The organism is Bacillus sp. FSL K6-3200 (assembly GCF_038630485.1).
In the GTDB taxonomy this organism is placed as follows: Bacteria; Bacillota; Bacilli; order Bacillales; family Bacillaceae; genus Bacillus; species Bacillus safensis.
This window is the reverse complement of the sequence record NZ_CP152032.1, coordinates 29442-55600: the sequence shown is the minus strand read 5'-3', so window position 1 is coordinate 55600 and position 26159 is coordinate 29442. Positions and strand designations below refer to the sequence as shown.

The window sequence follows — 26159 nt, the reverse complement described above, 5'->3', positions numbered from 1 at the left end:
AAACAAAAGTGTACAGTTTTCATTTCTTCCTTTATTATAGAGTACATATAAAATTTTAAGGGATATGGAGGAGTGAGAATGTCACAGAGAACAATTCAAAAGGTTCTAGTTGCAAACAGAGGGGAAATCGCTATCAGAGTCTTCAGGGCCTGTACGGAGCTCAATTTACGTACAGTGGCCATTTATTCCAAAGAAGACTCGGGCTCTTATCATCGCTATAAAGCTGATGAAGCATATCTAGTTGGAGAAGGGAAAAAACCGATTGATGCCTACCTCGATATCGAGGGGATCATCGAAATTGCAAAACGAAATGACGTGGATGCGATTCATCCAGGCTACGGATTTTTATCCGAAAACATTCATTTTGCAAGACGATGCGAAGAGGAAGGCATTCAATTTATTGGTCCAACTTCTCAGCATTTAGATATGTTTGGAGATAAAGTAAAGGCGAGAGATGAAGCGAAAAAAGCTGGTATTCCAGTCATTCCAGGAAGTGACGGACCAGTTGATTCGGTCAAAGAAGTCGAAAAATTCGGTGAAGAATACGGTTACCCGTTTATTATTAAAGCTTCACTAGGCGGCGGCGGCCGGGGTATGCGGATTGTCAGAACAAAAGAAGAGCTGAAGGAAGCCTATGACCGTGCAAAGTCAGAGGCAAAAGCTGCTTTTGGAAATGACGAAGTATACGTTGAAAAGCTGATTGAGAATCCGAAACATATTGAAGTGCAGGTGATTGGTGACAATCATGGCAATATCATTCATTTATATGAGCGTGACTGCTCTGTTCAAAGGCGGCATCAAAAGGTCATTGAAGTGGCACCAAGCGTGTCTCTAACAGATCAATTGCGTGAAGATATTTGCGAAGCGGCTGTTCAGCTTGCCCAAAATGTATCGTACATTAATGCTGGGACTGTAGAATTCCTTGTGGCAAATGGAGAGTTTTACTTTATTGAAGTCAATCCAAGGGTGCAGGTAGAACATACGATCACAGAAATGATCACAGGTGTCGATATCGTTCAGACCCAAATTCTTGTTGCAAAGGGGCATAACCTTCACAGCAAGGAAGTGGGTATTCCAAAGCAAGAAGATATCTTTACACATGGCTTTGCTATTCAATCAAGGGTCACAACAGAAGATCCTCTAAATGACTTCATGCCAGATACAGGAAAAATCATGGCCTACCGCTCAGGTGGGGGATTTGGTGTACGTCTTGATACAGGGAACAGCTTCCAAGGAGCAGTTATTACACCTTATTACGATTCACTATTGGTCAAGCTGTCCACATGGGCGCTCACGTTTGATCAAGCGGCTGCTAAAATGGTTCGAAATTTACAAGAATTCAGGATTCGTGGGATTAAAACAAATATCCCATTTCTTGAAAACGTCGCTAAGCATGAAAAGTTCCTAAAAGGGGAATACGATACATCGTTTATCGATTCAACGCCAGAACTATTTAATTTCCCTAAGCAAAAAGACCGCGGAACGAAGATGCTTACTTATATTGGTAACGTTACCATTAATGGGTTCCCTGGTATTGCGGAGAAAAAGAAGCCTCATTTTGACAAGCCAAACGTACCGAAGCTTCCTCTCCATCAAGAGATTCCATCTGGGACAAAACAGTTGTTAGATACGCATGGACCTGAGGGACTTGCGAATTGGGTAAAAGAACAAAGTGGCGTCCTTTTAACCGATACAACCTTTAGGGATGCACATCAATCTCTACTTGCGACACGCTTTAGAACACATGATTTAAAGAAAGTTGCCCAGCCAACAGCAGGTTTATGGCCAGAGCTGTTTAGTATGGAAATGTGGGGCGGTGCTACATTTGATGTTGCGTACCGTTTCTTAAAAGAAGATCCTTGGGAACGATTGAAAGAGCTTCGTCAAGAAGTGCCAAACACGCTGTTCCAAATGCTTTTAAGATCATCAAACGCTGTCGGGTATACAAACTATCCGGATAATGTGATCAAAGCATTTGTAAAAGAATCAGCTGAGGCGGGGATTGATGTATTCCGTATTTTCGACAGCTTAAACTGGGTCAAAGGCATGACGCTTGCTATTGATTCTGTTCGGGAATCAGGCAAAGTGGCAGAGGCGGCCATTTGTTATACGGGGGATATTCTTGATCCATCTCGTCCGAAATATGATCTTGAGTACTATGTATCTCTTGCGAAGGAGCTTGAATCTGCCGGCGCGCATATTTTAGGTATTAAAGATATGGCGGGGTTATTAAAACCGCAGGCAGCCTACGAGCTAGTCTCTGCTTTAAAAGATGAGCTTACGATCCCTATCCATCTTCATACGCATGACACGAGTGGAAATGGACTGTTCACCTATGCAAGAGCGATTGATGCAGGTGTTGATATTGTGGATGTTGCGGTCAGCTCTATGGCAGGACTCACATCACAGCCAAGTGCAAGCTCACTTTACTATGCTTTAGATGGGCATGAAAGAAAGCCAGACATGAACGTCCAATCTGTCGAACGCCTTTCTCAATACTGGGATTCCGTCAGAAAATACTATCATGAGTTCGAAAGCGGCATGAATTCGCCTCATACAGAAATTTATGAGCATGAAATGCCTGGCGGTCAATATAGTAACTTGCAGCAGCAGGCGAAAGGTGTCGGTCTTGGCGAGCGCTGGAATGAAGTAAAGGAAATGTACAGACGTGTCAATGACATGTTTGGTGATATTGTGAAGGTGACACCATCCTCTAAAGTAGTTGGAGATATGGCACTTTATATGGTGCAAAATGATCTAACAGAAGAAGATGTTTATGAAAAAGGAGCAACACTAGACTTCCCGGATTCTGTTGTGGAATTATTTAAAGGCTATTTAGGCCAGCCGCATGGCGGATTCCCTGAAAAACTGCAAAAGCTGATTTTAAAAGGGGAAGAGCCTCTTACTGTCAGACCTGGTGAGAAGCTGAAGCCAGTGGACTTTGAAGACATTAAGAAGCAGTTCAAAGAATCTCATGACCTGACGTTAACAGAGCAAGACGCGATTGCGTATGCCTTATATCCGAAAGTCTTTTCTGAATTTGTCCAAACAGCAGAAAGCTATGGTGACATCTCTGTTCTTGATACACCAACATTCTTCTATGGGATGAGGCTTGGAGAAGAGATTGAGGTAGAAATCGAAAAAGGGAAAACCCTTATTGTCAAACTCGTATCAATTGGCGAACCAAATCCAGATGCCACAAGAGTTCTTTACTTTGAGTTAAATGGCCAGCCGCGTGAAGTGGTGATTAAGGATGAAAGCATCAAATCCTCCGTTCAAGAAAAAATGAAGGCGGACCGTTCAAATCCAAATCACATCGCCGCATCGATGCCAGGCACTGTCATCAAAGTACTCGTAGAAAAAGGGCAGAAAATTTCACAAGGTGAGCATTTGATGATCAATGAAGCCATGAAAATGGAAACGACTGTCCAAGCACCATTTTCTGCGGTCGTAGATGAAATACATGTGACAAGTGGAGAACCGATTCAAACCGGTGATCTGCTAATCGTATTAAAGCCTGAATAATAAGTGAGACACATCCACCGTGATGTGTCTCAGCGTGTAGACAAACCCTCGCATTCTTTGTCAGTCCTGTGCGCTGGTGCTCACGAATGTTCAATTCGCTCCGCAAAAGTAGCTGTACTTCCTAGACTGCAAAGGTTTTCTATCACGCTGAAAAGAAGACAAAGGTCTAAAAAAGATCATTTTAGACCTTTGTCAACAATCGAAGACACATCCACTGTGATGTGTCTTTTTTTGAGCGCATTAAAATGTGCAGCAGCCTGTGAGAGTGATTACACTATAGAGTGAGGTGAAGAAGGTTGGACAAAATTGTTGTGATTTGGTTTCGCCGGGATATGCGATTAGAAGATCATATCGCCTTATCAAAAGCGATCACATATGCAAAAAAGCACGAGTACAAATTATTTGCTCTTTATCATCTAGATCCATTTTTTACAGAAATGGACCTCGATTTAAACAACGAACATTTTTTTCAAAACTTGGCACATTTCATCAAGGAAGCAAGAGAATCTCAAATGTATGTTCACCTTCTACATGACGATGTCTTGCGTGCTTTTCAGCAAGTTATTGATGTGTATGACATCAAGGCTGTCTTTTTTAATGAAGATCAAGTGGGAATCGGTCAAAGGCGTGACCATCATGTAACCGATTTTTTAGAAAAGAAGGGCATTCATGTGTCAAAATGGCAAGATACACACCTTCACGGGGCGCAAGATATTTTAAAAGCGGATGGCAATCATTATCAAGTGTTTACTCCATACTATCAATCATGGCGAAAGCAAGAGAAGCAGCCTGTGATAAAAGTTGACAAATCATTTCTCAGCAGCGCTCATACGATCTGTGATGAACCACTTTCGCTCAAAGGAAATGACAAACTGCGCAGCATAATCATGAGATGCTCAAGAAAATTTGATCATATCGGCTCACACAAAGCGATGAACACGCTTCATGACTTTATCCAAAAAAGACTAACACGTTACCATGAAAAACGAGATATGCCATCTGTTTTTGGAACGAGCAAGCTGTCACGTTTCTTAAAAACAGGGACCATCTCAATCCGAACGATCTTTCATGCGGTTCATGAGGAGGAGCTGTTTGAAGACGAGGGCCGAGAAACCTTTATCAAAGAGCTGGCGTGGCGAGATTTTTACCATATGATTTATGCTCATTATCCAGAAATGAAAGAAAAAGAAATCAATTCGGCGTTTCAAGGGATGAAATGGAATGAAGATGAGACGCTGTTTGAAGCATGGTGTAAAGGTGAAACAGGTTTTCCCCTCGTTGATGCAGGGATGAGACAGTTAAATGAGGAAGGCTGGATGCATAATCGTTTAAGAATGGTCACCGCCTCATTTTTAACAAAGGATTATTTGATTGATTGGAGAAAGGGAGAAGCGTATTTTGCAAAAAAGCTTGTGGATTATGATGAGGCTTCGAATATCGGGGGATTTCAGTGGGCAGCTTCTGTTGGGACAGATGCCGTGCCGTACTTCCGTATTTTTAACCCAACGACCCAGTCGAAACGGTTTGATCCAAGCGGGGAATATATTAGGAAATATGTACCAGAGCTAGAGCGTGTTGATGAAAAATGGATTCATGAACCAAGTAAAATGCCGATAGATGAACAACGGAAATCGAGCTGTGTGCTAGGTGATACATATCCGCTGCCGACAGTTGATCACCAAGTAAGACGCAAAAAAGCCATCTCGCTATTCGAAGAAGCAAAACAACAATAAAAAATCCCCCTCTCCACATGAAAGGGGGATACAAATTTTTATCTAAATGGTTCTTTGCTTTCGTATTTAAACCGGGCAATGAGTAAGCAGAAGTAGCATAGTACCCCAAACAAACAAGAAATAAAGAATGAATGAGCAAGCGCGTAACCAAGTGCAAGATGAGAATAAACAGACATCACACCTGAAATGGCTTGAAGTGTAATGAGGATGGCTGAAATGATCCATCCATAATACAGCTGCTTCTGTTCTTTATAATGTTTCATCGCATGGAACATTGCGACAAATATCCAGACGAATAAAAGAAGTGCTGCTGCTCGGTGAGACATTTGAACCCACTGATTAAAATACGTTGGAAGTGCGCCGTCTTTTGAACAAAACGGGAAGACAGAGCAAGCAAGGCTTGACTTTGTATGTCTCACATAAGCGCCCGTATATACCACGATATACGTATACGTGATCACCCCATAAATATGGAACTGCATTTTTTTGCCGATATGAAGCGGCTTCACAAGCTTTGTTTCAGATCTGGTTGCTTCAAAGACAAGAAGTGCAAGCAGCAATACTGAAGCAAATGAAATGAGTGAAATACCGAAGTGCAGTGCCATTATAAGTGCGTTAGAACCAAATACGACGGCAAGAGCTCCTAACAGCGCTTGAAGCATTAAGAATATAATGGACATGATGACCAAGAATTTGGTTTCACGGAATACTGGACTAATTTTTTTCCAGCATAAGACCGCCAGTGCCAGAACAAGAATGGTGGAAACTCCTGTTGACATGCGGTGACTCCATTCGATGATGGAAGCGGGGTTCATTTCAGGAAAGAAACGACCATGGCAAAGGGGCCACTGTCTACCGCAGCCAAGACCCGAACCGGTTTTCGTAACAAGCGCGCCGCCAATCAGTACGATCAGCATCACAAACGTTGTGATCACGCTCAATAGCCTTAAAGCAAATTTCATCAAATTATTTCACCTTCTCTAAAAAACTTCTGATATAAATGAAAACCTCACATGCTCTCAAGTTTAAGCCAAATGCGTGTTCTGTTGCAATTCATAATGACCAAAGTTCACAAAAAAATGATATGTTAGTTCACAAAGTTTACAGATTTAGAGTGCTTGATCTTTCTTTGACAGTCTGATAGAAATAGAGGAGAGAATATTTCATTTTGCACCGCCTTCTGAAACACACATATATCCTAATAAATTCACGAAAAGTTCACAAATAACTTCAAGTTTGTCGTTTATTATTTAATAGGATGTTTTTTTACAGCTGTTTATCTTGTATGATAGAGTTGTAATGATTTTACGTGTCATTCGTTCGTTTGAAGGTTTGGGCAAGGGAGGTTATACACATTGGCAAATTCCAAAACAGCCGCGGAAGCAGCTATTCATGGACAAATAGAAGAAACAACAGCTTGGAAAGATTTTCTTGCTCTGATTAAAATGGGCATCGTCAATTCCAATTTTATTACGACATTTACTGGAATGTGGCTTGCTTTTTATTTTACAGATATGAGTTTTCTTGGAAATCTTGATATTGTGCTGTTAACAATGATTGGTTCTTCTCTTATTATTGCCGGTTCATGCGCGATTAATAATGCGTTTGACCGTGATATTGATATATTAATGGAAAGAACAAAAACAAGACCGACGGTTACAGGTAAAATTCAACCGGGGCAAGCGTATGCATTTGGCATTTTGCTTGTTGTATTAGGACTCATTATGCTATTGATGACAACCATTACATCAGCAGTGATTGGATTTATTGGAGTCTTTACTTATGCGGTTCTTTACACCATGTGGTCTAAACGTCATTATACCATCAATACAGTCATCGGAAGTGTATCTGGCGCGGTTCCGCCATTAATCGGCTGGACAGCTGTCACAGGTACAATCGACACAACGGCTTGGGTTTTGTTTATGATTATGTTCATTTGGCAAATCCCTCATTTCTTGTCACTTGCGATTAAGAAAACGGAAGATTACCGTAAGGCGGGTATTCCAATGCTGCCAGTTGTTTACGGCTTTGAAGTCACAAAACGCCAAATCATCATTTGGACAGCATGTCTTCTTCCACTTCCATTTTTCTTAGGTGGATTAGGATGGCCGATTGTCGCACTTGGTACATTGCTTAATATTGGATGGCTCGTTATTGGCCTTATGGGCTTTAAAATGAAAGACATCATGAAGTGGTCAACGCTCATGTTCGTTTATTCATTAAACTACTTAACCATCTTTTTCGTAGCGATGATTATTATTACACTATTCTAGAGTGAAATACACTTTGATTACATCAAAACAATGGCTATATCTTATAACACAACATTTTCTAACAACTATGAAAGCCGCCTGATATTCAGTTCTATTTAGGCGGCTTTCTGTTTATACATAGATGGTATTTTGAGTAAAAACATCATTTTTTTATGAAAAGAGGAAATGTAAGTGCTTTTATAAGAGGCGGGGGTTATTGATGGGTGAGAAGTGATTTTATAAATAAGAGGTAAAAAGCGAAAGGCAAAGGAGATTAAGCAAAAGGGGTTGGGACAAATTATGATAAGAAAATGGCGTGTTTATTCACTGTTTCTCTTACTGACGCTCGTTTTAGCGGGCTGTGGTGAACCATACTTATCAACACTCAAGCCAGTTGGGGAAGTAGCAGATAAACAGTTTTTCCTAACGGTACTGAGTACACTCATTATGGTTCTTGTCGTCATTGTTGTATCGATCATTTTCTTTTACGTCATCATTAAATTCAAACGTTCTAAAGTGGGAGAAGATACGATTCCAAAGCAGGTGGAGGGGAACCGCAACCTGGAAATCACATGGACAGCGATTCCGATTCTTCTACTCATTATTCTCGTTGTACCTGTTGTGGCATACACGCTTGAACTAGGGGATACAAGCGCTATGGATAAGAAAAAACGAGATCCTGAAAAGACACTTGTTGTTAACGTGAGAGCCAGCTTATATTGGTGGGAATTTGAATACCCTGATTATGGGATTGTCACAAGTCAGGAATTGATCGTACCAACAGATCAAAAGGTGTACTTTAAGCTGAAAGCATCCGATGTCAAACACTCATTCTGGGTTCCATCGGCTGGCGGTAAAATTGATACAAACACAGATAATGAGAACAAATTTTATTTAATCTTTGACTCGAAAAGAACGAAAGATGCAGGGGAATATTTCTACGGGAAATGTGCGGAGCTTTGCGGGCCGTCACATGCTTTAATGGACTTTAAAGTTAAAACGCTTTCTCAAGATGAGTTCTTAGGATGGACGAAAAAAATGGCTGATTACAAGAAGCCTGAATCCACAAAAGATCTCGCTTTAGAGGGTGAAAAGCTATTTAAAGAGAAAAACTGCTTAAGCTGTCACGCAGTAGAGCCTGGTGACGAACGGCCTGAAGCAGCAAGGACAGCACCAAACCTTGCGACCTTCGGAGAGCGAACGAAAGTAGCTGGAATTAAAGACATGAACAAAGAAAATGTGAAAGCATGGCTGAAAGATCCAGAAAGCTTTAAACCAGGTAATAAGATGACAGGAACGTACCCTAAATTAAATGACTCAGAAGCTGATGCACTTTACGAGTATTTAAAAGGTCTTAAAATCGAGTAACGCCTAGAGGAGATATTCAAGAGGGTATGTGATCGATGTGAAGTTTTTGTTAAGAGCTCCCGAATATGTCTCTACAACCGAGAAGCCGTCATCTGTCAGACACAGTCTGTTAAAAGGATCGTTAAGATAGACATCTATATGAAAAGGGGCAAATGGGAGATAAGAGGGGGATTTCATGGTGAGTACAATAGCTAAAAAGCGGGGGTTTGGCGCTGTCTTATGGGATTACTTGACAACGGTTGACCACAAAAAAATTGCCATATTATATTTAGTGGCAGGGGGATTTTTCTTTTTGGTTGGCGGGATAGAAGCGATGTTTATCCGTATTCAGCTAGCCATCCCTGAAAGTGATTTTGTCAGTGCGGGGGTTTACAATGAAATCATGACGATGCATGGAACGACAATGATCTTCCTTGCAGCTATGCCGCTTTTATTTGCATTAATGAATGCGGTTGTACCAATTCAAATTGGTGCACGTGACGTAGCATTTCCGTTTGTGAATTCACTTGGTTTTTGGTTATTCTTTTTCGGAGGAATCTTCTTAAACCTTGGATGGTTTATGGGCGGGGCACCTGATGCAGGCTGGACTGCATACGCTTCGCTCACGCTGAATTCAGAAGGGCATGGAATGGATTTCTATATTTTAGGTTTGCAGATTGCGGGTATTGGTACGCTGATTGCCGGGATTAACTTTCTTGCAACGATTATTAATATGAGAGCGCCTGGCATGACGTATATGAGAATGCCGCTCTTTACTTGGACGACATTTGTCGCCTCCGCACTTATTTTATTCGCATTCCCGCCGCTGACAGCAGGGCTTGCGATGCTGATGCTTGATAGAATGTTTGACACGAGCTTTTTCAATCCAGAGCTTGGAGGAAATACAATCATCTGGGAGCATTTGTTCTGGATTTTCGGACACCCGGAAGTATATATCTTGATCCTGCCGGCATTCGGAATCTTCTCTGAAATCATTCCAGTGTTTGCAAGAAAAAGATTGTTTGGTTACTCGTCCATGGTGTTCGCTACTGTATTGATTGGTTTCCTTGGTTTCATGGTGTGGGCGCATCACATGTTCACTACGGGGCTTGGACCTATCGCCAATGCGATCTTTGCCGTAGCGACCATGGCAATTGCGGTGCCAACAGGAATTAAAGTATTCAACTGGCTGCTCACGATATGGGGCGGTAATGTGAAGTTTACAACGCCGATGCTTTATTCTGTTGCCTTTATTCCGTCGTTCTTACTTGGCGGGGTAACTGGGGTCATGCTTGCGGCAGCTGCAGCGGATTATCAGTTCCATGATACGTATTTTGTTGTGGCGCATTTCCATTACGTCATTATCGGCGGGGTTGTATTCGGTATTCTAGCAGGTGTGCATTACTGGTGGCCGAAGATGTTTGGAAAAATTCTGAATGAGAAACTTGGGAAAATTGGCTTTGTGCTGTTTTTCATCGGTTTCCATTTAACTTTCTTTATCCAGCACTTCCTCGGCTTATGGGGTATGCCGCGCCGGGTCTTTACGTTCCTTCCAGGTCAGGGTCTCGAGCTTGGGAACTTGATTAGTACGATTGGGGCACTGTTTATGTTTGTAGCTGTTGTGATCATGCTGATTAACATCATCTGGACAACAGCAAAAGGGGAGCGTGTATCGAGCGATCCTTGGGGAGATGGAAGAACACTTGAATGGGCAGTGTCTTCGCCTCCGCCAGAATACAACTTTAAACAGCTTCCGCTTGTCAGAGGACTAGATCCATTATGGATTGAAAAAATGGATGGTAAAAAAGGAATGACAGCATCTGAACCGCTCGATGATATACACATGCCGAATAACTCCATCTTGCCTGTCATTATCTCATTCGGTCTATTTGTGTCAGCGTTTGGTTTCATGTATCGTCAAGAGCACAGCTGGGGGCTTCCGGTGATCTTCATTGGTCTTGGTATTACGTTTGCGACCATGCTGGTTAGGTCTCTGAAAGATGATCATGGATACCATATTCACAAAGAAGATTTGACCGACGACGATGATAAAGGGGTGAAAGCATAATGGAACCACAAAAAATGACGGCGGAAACCTTTCCGGCTTCTCCTGAGAAGGCTACGTTAGAAGGGAAGAATAAGTTTGTCGGGTTCTGGCTGTTTCTTGGAGGAGAAACCGTTCTGTTTGCATCGCTTTTTGCCACTTATTTGGCGCTGAAAAACTCAAATGCAGGCGGAGCAAAAACAACTGATATGTTTGACCTCACACTTGTCTTTATTGCCACAATGCTTCTATTAACGAGCAGTTTAACGAGTGTGTATGCCATGTATCATATGAAAAACTTTGCCTTTAAAAAGATGCAGCTTTGGCTTGGTATCACGGTCCTTTTAGGTGCTGGATTTTTAGGGGTTGAGATTTATGAGTTTTATCACTATGTGCATGCGTATGAATTTACGATTACCAGCTCTGCTCTTGGTTCTTCCTTCTATACACTTGTAGGGACTCACGGAGCTCACGTCGCCTTCGGACTTTGCTGGATTACCGCTCTTATGATTCGAAATATGAGACGCGGACTCGATTTATACAATGCGCCGAAATATTACGTGGCAAGTCTCTATTGGCACTTCATTGATGTTGTGTGGGTCTTCATCTTTACCGTTGTATATTTAATGGGAATGGTGGGATAAGAATGGGAAATAAAAACACAAATCAGTCCAAAGTCGACCTTGTATATCGTAAAAAGAAAAATGCCGAAGAAATGAAGCATCAGCTCATTTCTTTCGGCTTGATGATTGGATTAACATTTGTTGCGTTTTTAACGATCGCCTCAGAAGACGTTGGGAATTGGTTCGCAGTACCATTTATTTTACTGCTTGCAGGCATTCAGGTGGCTTTTCAGCTTTATTATTTTATGCACATGAACCAAAAAGGGCATGAAACACCCGCCTTGTTTCTATACTCAGGTGTGTTTGTAGCGTTTATTACCGTATTAGCCTTTTTGACCATTATATGGTGGTAAACCCGCTTTGCCCTTGAAGGAGGCGCAGCAATGGAGAACTTAGAAATATTCGGATTTCGGGCATTATGGAGCCCTTATTATTTGACTTGTATTGTGATAGCAGCTGCTCTTTATCTGCTTCTTGTGACAAAGGGAAAGCATCGTGCGACGGTGAAAGAGAAAACGTTATTTCTGACGGGGCTTGTTCTGTTATATGCTGTGAAAGGGAGCCCAATTGATTTAATGGGGCATATTATGTTTAGTGCACATATGGCGCAAATGGCGGTGCTATACTTAGTCATCCCGCCTCTCCTTATTACAGGATTGCCTCCAGCCATTTGGGAGCGGATCATTCAAACACCAGGTATTCAAGCTGTTTTCCGTTTGTTTTCCAAACCTTTAATTGCACTGCTTGGGTTTAACGGATTGTTTTCGCTGTATCACATTCCGCTTGTGTTTGATTTTGTGAAAACAGATCCGTTTTACCATGCATTGATGACGGTTGTTATTTTTATCGCTGCCTTTTTCATGTGGTGGCCGCTTGTTCATAAAGTTCAAAGTCAGCCGCAGATCACAGGCATTTTGAAGCTTGGATATATCATGGCAGACGGGATATTGATGACTCCGGCCTGTGCACTCATCATGTTTAGTGAGGCTCCGATCTATGCCACTTATTCGGATGCCGGCGCATGGATACAAGCACTGCATTTATGTGTGCCAAGTGATATGCTGGCAGGCCTTGCCCTCACTGGCCCTGATATGTTCCACACCTTGCCGCTGCTAGAGGACCAGCAGCTAGGTGCCATTTTGATGAAAATTATTCAGGAGATTGTGTACGGCTCTATTCTTGCTGTTGTCTTCTTTGACTGGGCAAGAAAAGAAAGAGCAAAAGATGCCGTACCAGATGCGCTTATTCCGAAATATGAATAAAAAAGCACAGCCAAATGGCTGTGCTTTCATCTTAGAAAAAGGGCTAAAATAAATATCATTTTAGCCCTTTGTTTTATGCTTCAGCCGTCATGGCTTCTAGTTTTTCCTTCAGCTGTGCAAGTGTTTTTTTGCTTGATTGGATGAGAGACTTAGGGAATTCTTCGCCTTCGCCATATTCAACGCCATGTGGATAATAGTGTTTTCCAAGTAACGGTGTTAGAAGCTGAATGTGTGCCTTTTTGGAACCGACATCTCCTTCAGTGGCGTAGCCGGAAATTCGCAAATAAAAAGTTCCCTCTACCATACTGTACTTTCTATCGTACGTCACACGCTCATAATCCCATTGATCGGCTCGTACAAATCCTTCACTTTCCATAATGAAATCTAATTTATTTAAGTCAGCTGATACTTCTTCAATCCCCGTACCTTCAAACTTCACCCAAAACCCCTCCTTATAAAATTTCCCTTTACTGACAATCATAGTATGAAAGCGTTAAACTTTCAACTGTGAAGGGTATGTTCTTTTATAAGCTGGTTACAGTAATAAAGAAAATAACGGATGGAGGAATCAACGTGAAAACGAAAAAAATCAAAGATATTATGACCAAAAAAGTAGTAACATGTAATCAAGATGACAATACGTATGAAGCAGCAGTCAAAATGAGAGATGCTGACATCGGTGCCGTTCCAGTGGTTGATGGAGATCAGCTCGTTGGAATAGTGACAGACCGTGACCTTGTGCTTAGAGGCATTGCAGAAAAAAAGCCAAACTCACAGGAAGTGGGCTCGCTGATGACAAAGGAAGTACTAACAGCTGAAGAAGATGCAACGCTTGAAGAAATTGTCCGGCTCATGTCAGAGCATCAGCTCCGCCGCATTCCCGTTGTGAAAAACGGCGCATTAACAGGGATTGTCGCTCTTGGAGATTTATCAGTCGAAGATTTATCAAATGATCGCGCGGGAGATGCACTGACAGAAATCTCTCAACAGGATCAAGATCATGGACAAGGATTTCTTCATTAAGAGGGGCATATTTTAAATTCGTGTTAAATAGGCTGTATTGTCGTTGATAAATGGAGCAAGTTTTGTTTAAATGACAGTAGAAGGTACTTTTTGTACCTTGCCAATTTAACGGAGGTGTTTATTTGAAAACTGTGCTCAAAACACTCCTCATCCTCCTGATTATATCTGGAACGTACGTTCTGTTTATTCAATATGGATCTTCACCAGAAAAAGAAAACAGCAATGAACCGAAGGTGTCTAATGAAGAAACATCTAGCGATAAGCCGATCAACATCCCAAAAAAGGGGCTCATGTCCTTTATGGGGAAATCTTCAAACGAAGTGCTTAAACAGCTGGGAGAACCAGATCGCATTGATCCTTCCGCATATGATTATGACTGGTGGATTTACAACCAATCGAAGAAGCACTATATTCAAGTAGGGGTAAAGGATAGTAAAGTGGTGACCTTGTTTGCAACAGGAGACGGACTGAATGTAGAACCGTTTAAAATCGGTCAAGCCACAAGTGAAGTATTTAAGAAAACACAAATTGCACCTTACATTCATGTAGAGGATGAACAAAATTCATACCGCTTTGAATTCTCAGAAGATGATATGAATACAAGACCCACTGTGAAAGTGGGAGATGATGTGTATGTTCAGCTTTACATGGATAAGTTTGAAAGCACCCTTTCAAGTATCAGGGCCTTCAACGCAGATACATTTGTGAAACAAAAGCCGTATGAGGTGGTCTATCGAGGTCAATTGATAGAACCTGAGGCGATATCGGGTGAAAAATGGAAAGATATCGAAGCTTCCAGTCAAAAACAAATTTTTGATATGACCAATATTATCCGCCATAAGTACAACCTGCCGATCTTAAAGTGGGATGATGAAACGTCTGAAGTAGCCTTCATGCATAGTGAGGACATGAAAGAGAATCATTATTTCTCCCATGAATCTAAAAAATACGGTACGCTGAAAGACCGGTTAGAAAGAGGCGAGGTGGACTTTCAGCTCGCAGGTGAAAATATTGCCTATAACTATGTCGATGGACCTGCTGCGGTAGAGGGCTGGCTCAATAGTGAAGGTCACAGGAAGGCGTTATTAAATAAAGATTACACGCATCTTGGCGTAGGGGTGAAAGAAAAATATTACACCCAAAATTTCATCAAGAAAACATCTTAAACGAAAGCAGCTGCATAATCGCAGCTTTTTTTTTGATGTTTAAAAAGAGGCTCACCAAAACAGATGCTGGTGTATATAGTATAGTAGGCATTTGTATGGGGGGTGAGGATATGACAAACAAGCAAAAACAAACATCCATTGATGAATTTAAACAATTCGTCAGACGCCATCCGAAGTTAATTCAAGAAGTGCAAACGCAAGAAAAAAGCTGGCAAAGTGTATACGAGAATTGGGTCATGTTTGGTGAGGAAGATGAGATGTGGTCACCTTACCGGCAATCGAAATCTGAAGACGATAAAGAAGAAAAAGCCTCTAAGCCAAGTGAAGCAGGAAAAGCAGATTTTATGTCTAAAATGGTTTCTGCTGTGAAAAAAATGGACGCTGATCAAATGAATGAACAGATTAACAAAATGAGCCAGTCTATTTCCTCTTTACAAAGCTTACTCGGCCAATTTTCATCCAATGGTTCAAAGAAAGGTTCATCTGGAGGCAGTCAGCACCCGTTCTCCTTCAGGAAAGACTAAGTGAAAGGGGATGCTTCTGGTGCGAAAAGAAGTACAGGAATTTGTCATGGCCGAAGAGGATCGAATCAAATTCATAAGACAGCGTCCTCTCTGGTACAGACAGCTGACGCGGCATCCTGAAAATCTATCGTCCTTTGAATTAGATAAAATGAACTTTTACGAAAAAACCATTCCTCATCGTGTGAGTCAGTTGAGCAATAGCGTCCAAATGGCTGAAATGATGATTCAAATGTTCCAAGCAATGCGCAATCAAAATGGAGCCGGTTGAGGCTTTTTTTGAGTTGATTAAGATGTCTATTTCCTGAGCATCCTATAAAAGTAGATGAAAGGAGAATCAGATGATGAAATGGATGCTGTCAATAGGCGCATTGCTTTTTCTTGTCACCGGGTGTCAAAGTCAACATGGAGAAGAGCAAGTGATCAAGCAAGACCCAGCAGTACCGGTCATGCAGCAAGCCCAAAGCGAAATGAAGCAGCAAGGCTTTTTGAAATACAAAGTGCAAGGGTCGTCTGTTTATATAGAAAGTACACTTCAAGATTTTCATCTTCAGCCAGAGCGTCTGAAAAAAAACGAGAAGGCGGGATATTTTACAGTGTATGTAGACGGGAAACGGGCAGGGAATGAGTATACCGCGGCATTTGTGGTCAAGCATCTTTCAAAAGGAAAGCATAAAATGACCGTTGTGCTGAATTCCCGTCATCCTGAATATAAACAGAAAAGAGAAACATGGGATGTATTTGTCACGTAAAAGCATTTTCTGATCCATAGGTTTCGTGGTAAACTATGAATTGGAGGTGCAACATTTATGTATGCGACAATCGAATCTGTGGAGCTCCAAGAGGAAGCAAATCAATTGGCTGCCATGATTCTTCAGTCGGAGGAGGCTGAACATTACCGCAACTGCTTTAAGCGTCTCCAGCAAGACGAAGAAGCCCAACAAATTATTGCCCATTTTACAAAAGTAAAAGAGCAATATGAGGATGTGCAGCGGTTCGGCAAATACCATCCGGACTATAGAACGATCTCAAAGGAAATGCGTGAGGTCAAAAGAAAGCTAGATCTTCACGATACAGTGGTTGATTTCAAAAAAGCAGAAACAGCGATTCAATCCATCTTAGATGAGATTAGTATTGAAATCGGTCAAGCTGTATCAGCATATATTAAAGTTCCAACAGGGAACCCATATTTTGATGGTCTATCATCATGCGGCGGTGGCTGTGGATCAGGTGGCAGCTGCGGTTGTAAAGTATCTTGACGAGACTTGAATGTCTCGTCTTTTACATAATGAATGAAAAGAATTGAAAAGCGGCAGGTGAAAAGATGGAAACCAAACGTCAAGGGATGGTTGTCTGGCTGCATTCGTTAAAGCAGTCAAAAGCGCTAAGAAAATTTGGGAATGTTCACTATATTTCAAGGAAAATGAAATATGCGGTGATCTATTGTGATATGAATGATCTTGAGCGCCATATGACGAAGCTCAGCTCGTTACCATTTGTGAAACGTGTTGAGCCTTCATATAAACCTTTTATTAAATTAGAGTACGAATCCAAATTGGACAAAGCAAAAGAGTATGATTATAAGGTGGGCTTTTAAAGACACAAAAAAATCCCCGCGGCATCACCCGCGGGGTCCTTCTATTCTTAATGATTCATTAAGGAGAAGGCAAAGGGAGAGGAGAAACCGGAGGAAGAACTTATGGGGAAACGTAAGTCTTCTCCGCGGTTGGCAACAGCACCACATCAGATGCTGTTATAAATAGTATGACCCCGGACTTCTTGATCTATACATAGAAAATGAATGAATATCAGTGCATTGTTCCTTGAAGAGTGATGTGGTAAGATAATGTTGAATTTTTTGTCATAAACAATGACTAATAGAAGCAAGCAGAAAAAGTGGTGGAAAAATGAGAGTCATCTCTGGAACGAGAAAAGGCCGCACACTTAAAGCGGTACCAGGTCAATCAACAAGACCGACGACAGATAAAGTAAAAGAATCGATATTTAATATGATCGGCCCGTATTTTGATGGCGGATGGGCCCTTGATCTATTTGCAGGAAGCGGTGGTTTAGGAATTGAAGCGCTTTCCAGAGGATTCGATCATTGCATATTCGTTGATCGAGATATGAAGGCGATTCAGACGATTAAAGGCAACCTGAATCAATTGTCGCTAATGGATCAAAGTGAAGTGTTTCGAAATGAAGCAAAGCGTGCACTCGCAGCTGTTGTGAAACGAGAGGAATCCTTTCAAGCCATTTTCCTTGATCCGCCCTATAAAGATCAACAGCTAAAAGCACTTCTTGAAATGATTGACGAGCACGCCTTGTTAACAGATGACGGTGTGATCGTGTGTGAGCATGATAAAGACGTGAAGCTGCCAGAAGAAGCCGGACAGCTTCACATCACAAGGCAGGAACTGTACGGATTGACTGGTATTACGATCTATAGAAAGCGGGGAAATTAGCATGGGGAACATAGCCGTTTGTCCGGGCAGCTTCGATCCAGTCACATTGGGGCATTTGGATATCATCAAAAGAGGTGCTAAGATTTTTGATGAAGTGTATGTATGTGTACTAAATAATTCATCTAAAAAACCGTTATTTACTGTTGAAGAACGGTGTGAGCTTATTCGCCAAGCGACGAAGGAACTGCCAAATATCAAAGTTGAATCCTTTCACGGCCTGCTTGTTGATTATGCAAAGCAAAAAGAAGCCAAAGTCATTTTACGCGGACTAAGAGCTGTGACGGACTTTGAGTATGAGATGCAAGGCACCTCAATGAACAAAGTGTTAGATGATGAAATTGAAACGTTTTTTATGATGACCAACAATCAATATTCCTTCTTAAGCTCCAGCATTGTCAAAGAAGTAGCGAAATATCATGGGGCAGTCAAAGATCTTGTACCAAAAGAGGTAGAAGCAGCGCTGAAGGAAAAATTTAATGGATGAGTGCACCCGGCACTCATCCATTTTTTAATTTCCGATAGTATAGTGTGATGTACACAATCAAGCTGCAAATTGTGATCAAAGGACCAGCTGTCACAAGCTGATTCCAAACCACGCTGCTAAACATGACGACCTGCTGGCTTGCATCAAAGGCACCCGCTGGGAGAGCCATGTCTGATCGAGAGACATATAGAGGCTTGAATAATAAAAAGGCAAAAATAGCTGCATAAATCCCGTGAAGCAAACGGGCGAAGAAAAACGGTTTAAAGCGGATATCGGTTGCCGCTAAAATGCCAGCGACTTGGGCTTGAACAGAGAACCCGCTGAATCCTAAAATAAAGCTGACGACAATGGTTTTAGCGAGAAGGGTGACTTCCTGTGACCCCGTCAGCTGGCTGCCTAATGTGATTTCAAATAAACCGGCAATCATGGCAAGGTCTAATTCTGGCGGAAGATGCAGCGTTTGCAGCATATATCCGAGCCCTATAGATAAAAGGTCTGTCACATGGACAACTGACAGCATTTTGCTAAACACAGAAAATAAAATAATAAAGCCGCCAATCATAAAGAGTGTTTGGACTGATGACATGACGGCATCACTTAAAATTTGGCCGAGCGGTCTTTTCTCTGCGAGTCTTGCTGTATGAAGAGCATTGAATGCCTCTTTAAACGGCGGGAGTAAAAATTTCTTACGGCTTCTTAGGTGTGCATCATGCCGCGCTTTATATCCACGCATCGTCACACCAACAGCGAGATTCCCTAAATAATGTGCGCTGGCCAATACAATGCCTAAAGCCGGGTGATGAAAAAAACCAACAGCCACCGCACCGAAAATAAACAATGGATTCGATGAATTTGTAAAGGAAACGAGACGCTCTGCTTCGATTCTCGTCAGCTGTCTTTCCTGTCTGAGTCTTGTTGTTAATTTTGCACCAGAAGGAAAACCTGAAGCCATTCCCATAGCTAGTACAAATCCGCCTACACCCGGCACCCGGAAGATGGGGCGCATAAATGGCTCTAATAATACCCCGACAAATCTGACAATCCCGAAACTAATTAATAGCTCGGACAAAATAAAAAAAGGAAGCAATGATGGAAATACCACCTCCCACCACATTGCAAGTCCATTTTTCGACGCTTGCAAAGAGGCTTGTGGATGTGTAATCACAGTGGCTGTTAAAAAAATAAAAAAAGCAGCGATGAACAGAGTGTTCCATTTTTTCATGGAGATTTCGCCCCTTGCCGTTATGATCTATTGGCGAGCTCGTGATTATAGAAAAAGAAACTAGCCGAGCCTGTCTTCTATTACTATACGAGCAGTAGGGGCATGTTTAGACCTATAGATTCGTATATATGCATAGAAAAAGGAGGGTGGATTTTCATGAAACGACCGATCATCGGGCTTGCACTAGGCTCCGGGGGTGCGAGAGGAATGGCGCATATCGGGGTGTTGTCTAGTCTTGAGAAGCAGGGGATACAAGTAGATATGATCGCTGGAAGCAGTATTGGCGCACTTGTTGGGAGCTTTTATGCGGCAGGACAAGACGTAGAAAAAATGAAAAAACTTGCACTTGTCTTCAGAAGAAAGTATTATGCTGACTATACACTGCCAAAAATCGGTCTTTTAAAAGGAAATCGAATTTTGCAGCTGATTCACACGTTTACATATGGGAAAAAATTCGAAGAATTAAGAATGCCCCTTGCAGTGGTTGCCTGTGACCTCGAAACAGGGGAGAAGGTTGTGTTTAAAGAAGGGTCTGTCTCACAAGCAGTCAGAGCAAGCATCAGCATTCCAGGCGTGTTTGTTCCTCACGAAATGGGCGGCAGACAGCTGGTAGATGGAGCGGTTGTTGACCGCATTCCTGTGTCTGTTTTAAAAGAAATGGGCGCAGACCTTATCATCGCCTCAGATGTATCAAGGGTGAAAAAAACAGAAAAGGCGACGAGATTATCGGATGTGATTATGCAAAGTTTGGACATCCTTCAAAATGAATTGGTCCGTCATCAAACCATTCATGCAGATCTCATGATCCGGCCGAGGCTTGAAACATTTAGCTCTAGTGCGTTCACACAGGTTCAGGAGATGATTGAAGCTGGTGAGCTCGCCGCAGATCAATTAACAGGCAAACTGAAAGATGTCATTGATAAATGGGAGTGTTAATCGAATGAAAAAATTGAATATTCGCTGGCTCAGCTTTTTTGTCGTTGTTCTTGTCTTATTTGGCTTAACTTTTGTCAAACTGCCGTATTACGTGACAAAGCCGGGTGATGCAACAGAGATTGCCCCTCACATTCAAGTGGACGGTGGATACGGCGAGAAGGGCAGCTTCTCTCTTATGACGATAAAAGTAGGTCCAGCAAATCCGTATACGTATTTGCTTGCGAAAATGAATAAATATGACGAGATCGTCCCAGAAGAAAATATTAAAGCGGATGGAGAGTCGGATGAAGATTATATGAAAAGACAGCTTCAGCTGATGAAAAGCTCTCAAGAAAATGCCATGATTGCAGCGTATACAAAAGCAGGCAAAAAAGTAGATTATACATTTAATGGGGTATATGCGAGCTACGTCATGAAAGGCATGCCTGCTTACGGTAAAATTGAAGTGGGCGACCGGATTAAAAGTGTTGATGGCAAGACGTATGATTCTGCTGATAAAATGGTTTCGTATATCAGCAGTCAAAAAGCTGGTACATCTGTCCGTTTTGTCCTTGAACGAAACGGCAAGGATATCACGAAGAAAGTGAAGTTAAAACCTTTTAAAGAAGAGCCGAATCGAGTTGGAATTGGCGTATCATTATTTACAGACCGAAATGTAAAAGTCTCGCCTTCCATTAAGGTCGATATTGAAAATATCGGCGGCCCGTCGGCAGGTTTAATGATGTCACTTGAAATTTATAACCAGCTGACAAAAGAAGACGAAACACATGGCTATGCGATTGCAGGAACTGGAACGATTGACGCTGATGGTACGGTCGGGCCAATTGGCGGAATAGATCAAAAGGTCGTTGCAGCAGATAAAGCAGGAAAAGATATCTTCTTTGCACCAAACGATAAAGGTGATCCAAATTCAGACTACAAAAATGCAGTGAAAACAGCGAAAGATATTAAAAGTGATATGAAAATCGTTCCTGTGGACACAATGCAGGACGCACTGAACTATTTAAACAAGTTAAAAGAGAAAGCATCTTAATTAAAAAAGAGCAGCCTTTATCAAAAGGCTGCTTTTTTTATCGAGATTGGAAGAGACCCGTCTCTTCATCATAGCGGATCGGTGAGGTTTTAAATTCTGCTTCTGTTAACTTTGTTTGCATTGGTTCGCTGATGGGAAGGCTGAAGACGCGGGTAGCGCGAATGTCAAGATCAAGGGCAGGGTGTGAAAAGGAGGACAGCTTGCTGACAAGCGGTACGTCCAATTCCTTTTTTACAAGAGATAAGTATTGCTGACCTTTCTTTGACATACCAAGTAAACGAATGTATGGTGCTTGTTTCTCCTTTAGCAGCTCATGCATGACCGTTTTCTTCACCCTCATTAAAAGGTGCGTATTCATCCGCTGCAGCCTTGTCCACGTATATCGTTTTGTTTTCACAAGTGATAGATATTCCTCGTAGGTGGACGCATGTGTGATCGCCTTTTGCATGCGGTGTTCGATGCCTTCTTCAATTTCATAGATGCCTTCTAGTTCTGCTGTATCCATTGTGTGAAACACATGTTTTAAGAAGCTGAAATATTCTTCTTGTGTATGTAAAAGATCATAAGAAGAATAATAGTCATGTAATTGCTTAAGCGAAGCTTCCGGGAGATAAGGGGTGACAGTATCAAATGAACGGTTCCCTTTTAAGGCTTTTCGGATGCTTGTTGCGCTTGCAATTTTCTGATGTTCAGGAAGCTCTTGATCATGATAACCGGATGCAATTCTTTGAGAGGTAAAGGGCTCTATGTGAGGAGATCTCTCTAAGATGGCTTTGACATAATGGAAGCCTAAAATGTTATTGGGCTTAGACAGATCCAGTAAGTGTTTAGGATCAATGACCTCTTGAAACGCAGCGGCAGAGGCTGCCGGATAACTAAGCCCTTCTTTGACCTTTGCTTTTGTGAAAAGGTCAATTTCTTCTTTTTTTTCATGCCAAGCGTGAGCTGTTCGCTCAAATGCTTTAATGTCCCCATCCTCGCTTCCGAAAAAAAGGGAGCGGCATTTTAAAGCGTCTAGAATGGATACAGCGCCGTTTGCAAAGGTTTCTGCCTTTTGCACTGCATATATGTATGGCAGCTCACACACGATGTCTACTCCGTTTTGCAATGCCATTTTTGTACGTGCCCATTTAGAGACGATAGCAGGTTCTCCGCGCTGGAGAAAGGATCCGCTCATGACGGCAATGGCTACATCTGAGGAGGTATGTGTTTTCGCCTGGCGAACATGATAGGCATGTCCATAATGAAATGGATTGTACTCGACAACAACTCCTGTTGCTTTCAATAGATGTTCCGCCTTTCTTGCTATGGTTAAATGGTCTATGCTACAGTAGCATAAGGGAAAAATGAAGCCCATTTTTTTCAGTGTAGGCATTCCGTGAACTGATGTCAAACAACGCTCTGACATGACAAAAGACTGTAAAGAAAAAATATTGACAAATAGCATGATGAAAGCTATAATCATGTTTGTTGCTCTTAGAGGTGATACAATTGAAATGGACAGTTTATCAGTTACATCAAAAAGCTAAAAACAGCTTCGATTTTCATGAGACGGTTGACTTAAATGAACTTACTAGCCTTCATTCAGATATACGTCGCATTTCACCAGTAGAGGTGAAAGGGACTGGAGTGATCGAATCAAAGCAAGTCGCATTTGATTTAACCATCACAGGTGAAATGACATTGCCTTGTTCAAGAACGCTTGTTGATGTAAATTATCCATTTGCGATTTCAACGAAAGAACTATTTGTACTTCATAAGACAGACGATATAGAAGATGAAGACGTATCTGTTGTAGAAGACGATATCATCGACTTAACGCCTATAGTCAAGGAAGAAATTCTTCTTGAAGTGCCGATGCAAATCTTTTGCGACCAAACGGATGTAAAAGGTGCTGCACCACAGGAAGGGAATGACTGGGCGGTCATTTCGGAAGATGCACATCAAAACCGAATTGATCCGCGTCTGGAAGGCTTGAAGAAGCTCTTAGAAGAAAATAATGAATCTTAACTCTTTAAGGAGGTGGGAATAATGGCTGTACCTTTTAGAAGAACTTCTAAAATGAAAAAAAGATTGCGTCGTACGCATTTCAAACTACAAGTACCTGGTATGGTAGCTTGCCCAGAATGCGGTGAAATGAAAATTTCTCATCGTGTCTGCAAATCTTGCGGAACATACAAAGGCAAAGACGTAAAAAGCAACTAATGCTTGATAAAAAAGCGTAAGGGAATCTTCCCTTGCGTTTTTTTATTTGTCTATTTTTTAGGTTTCTCTTCTGCAAATAGTCTATCTACTCTAGTAAGCGCATATGATGTGGTATTCAGATTCAGGGGGGATGATCAATTGACGATTACAAGGCAGGACGCATGGACACAAGATGAAGATTTACTTTTAGCAGAAGTCGTCTTAAGGCACATTCGAGATGGAGGAACGCAGCTTTCCGCATTTGAGGAAGTCGGGAAAGCATTGTCAAGAACAGCTGCAGCATGTGGATTCAGATGGAACTCATACGTCAGAAAACAATATCAGGCAGGCATTGAGCTGGCGAAAAAACAGCGGAAAGAACTGCGTAAAAAGATTGGGATTCATTCCTCGGGTTTACCGCAAAATACGTTAACGATAGAAGAAAAGGCATCTTCCGATCAGGCTGAATTGACCTTGCGAGAAGTGATTCAGTTCTTAGAGCAGCTTGAAAAAGAACCTGCTGGCTCTGCTTATTTACGCGAAGAACTGGCGGATGCACAGCATCAACTGAAGTCGCTCACGGAAGAAAATGAACACTTGAAGCGGCAATTAAAAATGACAGAAGAAGATTACCGGGCACTCATTGGGATTGTTGAAAGAGTCAAACAGAATATCAACTTAAAAGAATATGCTAAATAAGAAAACGCCCCTCACAGAGAAAGGAGGGGCGTTTTGCCATCATTGATTATGCGGATTCACCTGTATTCTTTTGGATATGGGCAGGTTCCCAGATGAGTGGATTTTCACCTTTATCGCGTTCCATATCATATTTTACTGCTTCAAAGCCCATTTTATCCCAAAAACCAGCAGATTTGACGCGTGGATTGGTCCGGATTGGCAGTCCGAAAGATTTGGCGAAATCAACAAGTGCTTCGCCGTACCCTTTACGCTGATACCCAGGAAGCACTTCCAGCTTCCAGAGCTCTAAATAATCATGATTGTGGTCAAAGTACGTTGTCGTCGAGCCGTCCACTTGATAAAGGCTCATACGTGCGACCAGCTTATCTCCAAAATAAATCCCGTAAAATGGAGAGTTGCTGTCATTTTCAATCATATTACTTTCAAGGTCTTCAAGCATGGATAGTTCTTGTATACCATATTCCTTAAATTGTTTAAATTCCTCTAAAGTTTTGTAATTGATTAGAAGTCGTTTTACTTGTGTCATATGATCTTCCCCCTTACACACATAATGTCGACAGTGATGTCATTGAAGGCGTTTTCATCCCATCCGCCTTAAAAAGTTTTTACACTTATTATTATAGTTTTTAAATTAAAAAAATTCAATCGCGGCGCGCTATCTGCTTTTTGCTTCGCGGCTTGAAACTGTTAAAATGGTTGATATGATGAAGTAAACAGAAAAAGGGAAGTGCGGCAGTTGAATATTGGAATCATTGGCGGCGGTGCGATTGGTCTGCTTTGTGCCAGTTATTTATCACAGCATCATGACATCACTGTTTTGACAAGAAGAAAAGAACAGGCAGAGGAGATTCGAACATCAGGAATTAAGCGAACGGTAAAAGGAGAGACATTCCAGTCGGCTGCCGAGGCAAGGGCAGGGATTACAGGAGTATTTGATCTGCTTATTGTGACGGTGAAATATCACCATTTGCAAGAGGTGCTTGATGAACTATCGACATTACCTCGTCAGCGAATCTTATTTTTACAGAATGGAATGGCACACTTATTAGATTTAGAAAAATGGGACACGCCGCATTCGATATATATAGGTGTCGTAGAGCACGGGGCCATGAAGGTATCAGACCACGCAGTGAACCATACAGGGATCGGTGTCATCAAGTGGGGAGCTTTTCATCCTGAGGATGCAGCTGATGTGAGAAATGCTTTGAATGAAACGCCGGCTCATTTTCAGATGATTTATACGGATGAATGGAAAAAAGTGCTGGAGGAAAAACTGCTAGTTAATGTCTGCATTAACCCGCTCACGGCTTTATTGCACGTGAAAAATGGGGAATTGATCGGAAATCCTTCATATGAATACATGATGAAATGTGCATTTGAAGAAGCATTGTCGATTCTAGGTCTGCCTGAAAAAGAGCGGCTCTGGTCACACGTCGTTTCAATTTGTAAGAAAACGGCCGCCAATCAATCGTCAATGCTTCAAGATATCGTCAAAGGCCGTGAAACCGAAAGAAAAGCGATCGTTGGCTATCTTTTAGAAAAGGCTCAAGCTCAAGAGATTATGGCGCCACATCTTACTTTCTTCAATCGAAGCTTGGAAGTATTGGAAAAAAAGCAAACAAAATCTTTTGAGTGAGCTC

General features: G+C 41.8%; 28 protein-coding genes. 23 read left to right on the top strand and 5 right to left on the bottom strand.

Features of this window, described 5'->3' with window-relative positions:
* Window positions 1-78: 78 nt before the first annotated feature.
* Together pyc and MHI60_RS00255 are read left to right on the top strand one after the other, a co-directional pair.
* The gene (gene pyc, locus MHI60_RS00260) at window positions 79-3525 is read left to right on the top strand and encodes a pyruvate carboxylase (RefSeq protein WP_111292328.1); all 3447 of its coding nucleotides are present in this window, start codon (window positions 79-81) and stop codon (window positions 3523-3525) included.
* A gap of 332 nt (window positions 3526-3857) precedes the next feature.
* Complete coding sequence (locus tag MHI60_RS00255) at window positions 3858-5258, top strand: deoxyribodipyrimidine photo-lyase (RefSeq protein WP_144485434.1); 1401 nt, start codon at window positions 3858-3860, stop codon at window positions 5256-5258.
* 38 nt (window positions 5259-5296) lie between these two features.
* On the opposite strand, the gene MHI60_RS00250 is transcribed toward MHI60_RS00255, so the two are convergent.
* The gene (locus tag MHI60_RS00250) at window positions 5297-6220 is read right to left on the bottom strand and encodes a heme A synthase (RefSeq protein WP_024424776.1); all 924 of its coding nucleotides are present in this window, start codon (window positions 6218-6220) and stop codon (window positions 5297-5299) included.
* A 393-nt stretch (window positions 6221-6613) separates the two neighbouring features.
* Here MHI60_RS00250 and cyoE point away from each other — a divergent pair, with 393 nt between their 5' ends.
* From cyoE to ctaG, 6 genes are all read left to right on the top strand, one after another.
* Window positions 6614-7531: a heme o synthase gene (cyoE, locus tag MHI60_RS00245; RefSeq protein ID WP_024424777.1), complete on the top strand. Its 918-nt coding sequence runs from the start codon at window positions 6614-6616 to the stop codon at window positions 7529-7531.
* A 279-nt stretch (window positions 7532-7810) separates the two neighbouring features.
* Entirely contained in the window at window positions 7811-8878 is a 1068-nt protein-coding gene (gene coxB / locus MHI60_RS00240) for a cytochrome c oxidase subunit II (RefSeq protein WP_107163606.1), read from the top strand.
* 175 nt (window positions 8879-9053) lie between these two features.
* Complete coding sequence (ctaD, locus tag MHI60_RS00235; protein WP_034281664.1) at window positions 9054-10925, top strand: cytochrome c oxidase subunit I; 1872 nt, start codon at window positions 9054-9056, stop codon at window positions 10923-10925.
* Window positions 10922-11545, top strand: coding sequence for a cytochrome c oxidase subunit III (ctaE, locus tag MHI60_RS00230; RefSeq protein ID WP_087977219.1), 624 nt, complete (start codon window positions 10922-10924; stop codon window positions 11543-11545). Before ctaD ends, ctaE begins: the two co-directional genes overlap by 4 nt.
* 2 nt (window positions 11546-11547) lie before the next feature.
* The gene (gene ctaF / locus MHI60_RS00225) at window positions 11548-11877 is read left to right on the top strand and encodes a cytochrome c oxidase subunit IVB (RefSeq protein WP_024426910.1); all 330 of its coding nucleotides are present in this window, start codon (window positions 11548-11550) and stop codon (window positions 11875-11877) included.
* A gap of 30 nt (window positions 11878-11907) precedes the next feature.
* Window positions 11908-12786, top strand: coding sequence for a cytochrome c oxidase assembly factor CtaG (ctaG, locus tag MHI60_RS00220; RefSeq protein WP_034281665.1), 879 nt, complete (start codon window positions 11908-11910; stop codon window positions 12784-12786).
* 73 nt (window positions 12787-12859) lie between these two features.
* Here the strand turns inward: ctaG and MHI60_RS00215 are convergent, their stop codons facing one another.
* Window positions 12860-13225 (bottom strand): YugN family protein, encoded by a 366-nt coding sequence (locus MHI60_RS00215; protein WP_039178290.1) that lies wholly within the window; start codon window positions 13223-13225, stop codon window positions 12860-12862.
* A gap of 161 nt (window positions 13226-13386) precedes the next feature.
* Here MHI60_RS00215 and MHI60_RS00210 point away from each other — a divergent pair, with 161 nt between their 5' ends.
* From MHI60_RS00210 to coaD, 9 genes are all read left to right on the top strand, one after another.
* Window positions 13387-13809, top strand: a complete 423-nt coding sequence (locus MHI60_RS00210) for a CBS domain-containing protein (protein ID WP_260856494.1) — start codon at window positions 13387-13389, stop codon at window positions 13807-13809.
* 122 nt (window positions 13810-13931) lie between these two features.
* Window positions 13932-14975: a CAP domain-containing protein gene (locus MHI60_RS00205; protein WP_095408406.1), complete on the top strand. Its 1044-nt coding sequence runs from the start codon at window positions 13932-13934 to the stop codon at window positions 14973-14975.
* A gap of 110 nt (window positions 14976-15085) precedes the next feature.
* Window positions 15086-15499, top strand: a complete 414-nt coding sequence (locus MHI60_RS00200; protein WP_095408407.1) for a YlbD family protein — start codon at window positions 15086-15088, stop codon at window positions 15497-15499.
* 19 nt (window positions 15500-15518) lie between these two features.
* Entirely contained in the window at window positions 15519-15767 is a 249-nt protein-coding gene (locus MHI60_RS00195; protein ID WP_039178297.1) for a YlbE-like family protein, read from the top strand.
* Between the two features lie 73 nt (window positions 15768-15840).
* Complete coding sequence (locus tag MHI60_RS00190) at window positions 15841-16248, top strand: hypothetical protein (protein WP_024426915.1); 408 nt, start codon at window positions 15841-15843, stop codon at window positions 16246-16248.
* Between the two features lie 57 nt (window positions 16249-16305).
* Window positions 16306-16755, top strand: coding sequence for a YlbF family regulator (locus MHI60_RS00185; RefSeq protein WP_007499807.1), 450 nt, complete (start codon window positions 16306-16308; stop codon window positions 16753-16755).
* 65 nt (window positions 16756-16820) lie between these two features.
* Window positions 16821-17093, top strand: coding sequence for a YlbG family protein (locus tag MHI60_RS00180; RefSeq protein WP_048238857.1), 273 nt, complete (start codon window positions 16821-16823; stop codon window positions 17091-17093).
* Between the two features lie 310 nt (window positions 17094-17403).
* Window positions 17404-17961: a 16S rRNA (guanine(966)-N(2))-methyltransferase RsmD gene (gene rsmD, locus MHI60_RS00175; RefSeq protein WP_039178303.1), complete on the top strand. Its 558-nt coding sequence runs from the start codon at window positions 17404-17406 to the stop codon at window positions 17959-17961.
* A 1-nt stretch (window position 17962) separates the two neighbouring features.
* The gene (gene coaD, locus MHI60_RS00170; RefSeq protein ID WP_024426917.1) at window positions 17963-18445 is read left to right on the top strand and encodes a pantetheine-phosphate adenylyltransferase; all 483 of its coding nucleotides are present in this window, start codon (window positions 17963-17965) and stop codon (window positions 18443-18445) included.
* Window positions 18446-18458: 13 nt separating this feature from the next.
* Here coaD and ylbJ read toward each other — a convergent pair whose 3' ends face one another.
* Window positions 18459-19667 (bottom strand): sporulation integral membrane protein YlbJ, encoded by a 1209-nt coding sequence (ylbJ, locus tag MHI60_RS00165; RefSeq protein WP_144470391.1) that lies wholly within the window; start codon window positions 19665-19667, stop codon window positions 18459-18461.
* A gap of 156 nt (window positions 19668-19823) precedes the next feature.
* Here ylbJ and MHI60_RS00160 point away from each other — a divergent pair, with 156 nt between their 5' ends.
* Together MHI60_RS00160 and MHI60_RS00155 are read left to right on the top strand one after the other, a co-directional pair.
* Window positions 19824-20603, top strand: a complete 780-nt coding sequence (locus MHI60_RS00160) for a patatin-like phospholipase family protein (protein ID WP_095408409.1) — start codon at window positions 19824-19826, stop codon at window positions 20601-20603.
* A 4-nt stretch (window positions 20604-20607) separates the two neighbouring features.
* Window positions 20608-21636 (top strand): SepM family pheromone-processing serine protease, encoded by a 1029-nt coding sequence (locus tag MHI60_RS00155; protein ID WP_144470393.1) that lies wholly within the window; start codon window positions 20608-20610, stop codon window positions 21634-21636.
* A 37-nt stretch (window positions 21637-21673) separates the two neighbouring features.
* Here MHI60_RS00155 and MHI60_RS00150 read toward each other — a convergent pair whose 3' ends face one another.
* A complete protein-coding gene (locus MHI60_RS00150) occupies window positions 21674-22921 on the bottom strand; it encodes a nucleotidyltransferase (protein ID WP_186437322.1) in 1248 nt (415 codons plus the stop codon).
* 206 nt (window positions 22922-23127) lie between these two features.
* Here MHI60_RS00150 and MHI60_RS00145 point away from each other — a divergent pair, with 206 nt between their 5' ends.
* The 3 genes from MHI60_RS00145 (at window position 23128) to gerR (ending at window position 24519) form a co-directional block, all read left to right on the top strand.
* Window positions 23128-23646, top strand: a complete 519-nt coding sequence (locus tag MHI60_RS00145; RefSeq protein ID WP_019743276.1) for a DUF177 domain-containing protein — start codon at window positions 23128-23130, stop codon at window positions 23644-23646.
* Between the two features lie 21 nt (window positions 23647-23667).
* Window positions 23668-23841 (top strand): 50S ribosomal protein L32, encoded by a 174-nt coding sequence (gene rpmF, locus MHI60_RS00140; RefSeq protein ID WP_008354700.1) that lies wholly within the window; start codon window positions 23668-23670, stop codon window positions 23839-23841.
* A gap of 138 nt (window positions 23842-23979) precedes the next feature.
* Window positions 23980-24519 (top strand): sporulation-specific transcriptional regulator GerR, encoded by a 540-nt coding sequence (gene gerR / locus MHI60_RS00135; protein WP_041084939.1) that lies wholly within the window; start codon window positions 23980-23982, stop codon window positions 24517-24519.
* Between the two features lie 46 nt (window positions 24520-24565).
* On the opposite strand, the gene MHI60_RS00130 is transcribed toward gerR, so the two are convergent.
* Window positions 24566-25045, bottom strand: a complete 480-nt coding sequence (locus MHI60_RS00130) for an N-acetyltransferase (RefSeq protein WP_007499784.1) — start codon at window positions 25043-25045, stop codon at window positions 24566-24568.
* Between the two features lie 210 nt (window positions 25046-25255).
* Between MHI60_RS00130 and MHI60_RS00125 the strand changes: the two genes are divergently transcribed.
* On the top strand, window positions 25256-26155 hold the full coding sequence (locus tag MHI60_RS00125; RefSeq protein WP_095408411.1) for a 2-dehydropantoate 2-reductase: 900 nt from the start codon (window positions 25256-25258) through the stop codon (window positions 26153-26155).
* The last annotated feature ends 4 nt before the right edge of the window (window positions 26156-26159 follow it).

Coding starts and splice junctions, on each gene's coding strand:
- MHI60_RS00255 (WP_144485434.1), top strand. CDS start 3,858: ATGCGATTAGAAGATCATATCGCCTTATCAAAAGCGATCACATATGCA.
- ctaD (WP_034281664.1), top strand. CDS start 9,054: ATGGTGAGTACAATAGCTAAAAAGCGGGGGTTTGGCGCTGTCTTATGG.
- MHI60_RS00185 (WP_007499807.1), top strand. CDS start 16,306: ATGTATGCGACAATCGAATCTGTGGAGCTCCAAGAGGAAGCAAATCAA.
- MHI60_RS00200 (WP_095408407.1), top strand. CDS start 15,086: ATGACAAACAAGCAAAAACAAACATCCATTGATGAATTTAAACAATTC.
- ctaG (WP_034281665.1), top strand. CDS start 11,908: ATGGAGAACTTAGAAATATTCGGATTTCGGGCATTATGGAGCCCTTAT.
- rpmF (WP_008354700.1), top strand. CDS start 23,668: ATGGCTGTACCTTTTAGAAGAACTTCTAAAATGAAAAAAAGATTGCGT.
- coaD (WP_024426917.1), top strand. CDS start 17,963: ATGGGGAACATAGCCGTTTGTCCGGGCAGCTTCGATCCAGTCACATTG.
- MHI60_RS00210 (WP_260856494.1), top strand. CDS start 13,387: ATGACCAAAAAAGTAGTAACATGTAATCAAGATGACAATACGTATGAA.
- ctaF (WP_024426910.1), top strand. CDS start 11,548: ATGGGAAATAAAAACACAAATCAGTCCAAAGTCGACCTTGTATATCGT.
- ylbJ (WP_144470391.1), bottom strand. CDS start 19,667: ATGAAAAAATGGAACACTCTGTTCATCGCTGCTTTTTTTATTTTTTTA.
- coxB (WP_107163606.1), top strand. CDS start 7,811: ATGATAAGAAAATGGCGTGTTTATTCACTGTTTCTCTTACTGACGCTC.
- rsmD (WP_039178303.1), top strand. CDS start 17,404: ATGAGAGTCATCTCTGGAACGAGAAAAGGCCGCACACTTAAAGCGGTA.
- MHI60_RS00160 (WP_095408409.1), top strand. CDS start 19,824: ATGAAACGACCGATCATCGGGCTTGCACTAGGCTCCGGGGGTGCGAGA.
- MHI60_RS00180 (WP_048238857.1), top strand. CDS start 16,821: ATGGAAACCAAACGTCAAGGGATGGTTGTCTGGCTGCATTCGTTAAAG.
- MHI60_RS00130 (WP_007499784.1), bottom strand. CDS start 25,045: ATGACACAAGTAAAACGACTTCTAATCAATTACAAAACTTTAGAGGAA.
- pyc (WP_111292328.1), top strand. CDS start 79: ATGTCACAGAGAACAATTCAAAAGGTTCTAGTTGCAAACAGAGGGGAA.
- MHI60_RS00155 (WP_144470393.1), top strand. CDS start 20,608: ATGAAAAAATTGAATATTCGCTGGCTCAGCTTTTTTGTCGTTGTTCTT.
- MHI60_RS00190 (WP_024426915.1), top strand. CDS start 15,841: ATGAAATGGATGCTGTCAATAGGCGCATTGCTTTTTCTTGTCACCGGG.
- MHI60_RS00250 (WP_024424776.1), bottom strand. CDS start 6,220: ATGAAATTTGCTTTAAGGCTATTGAGCGTGATCACAACGTTTGTGATG.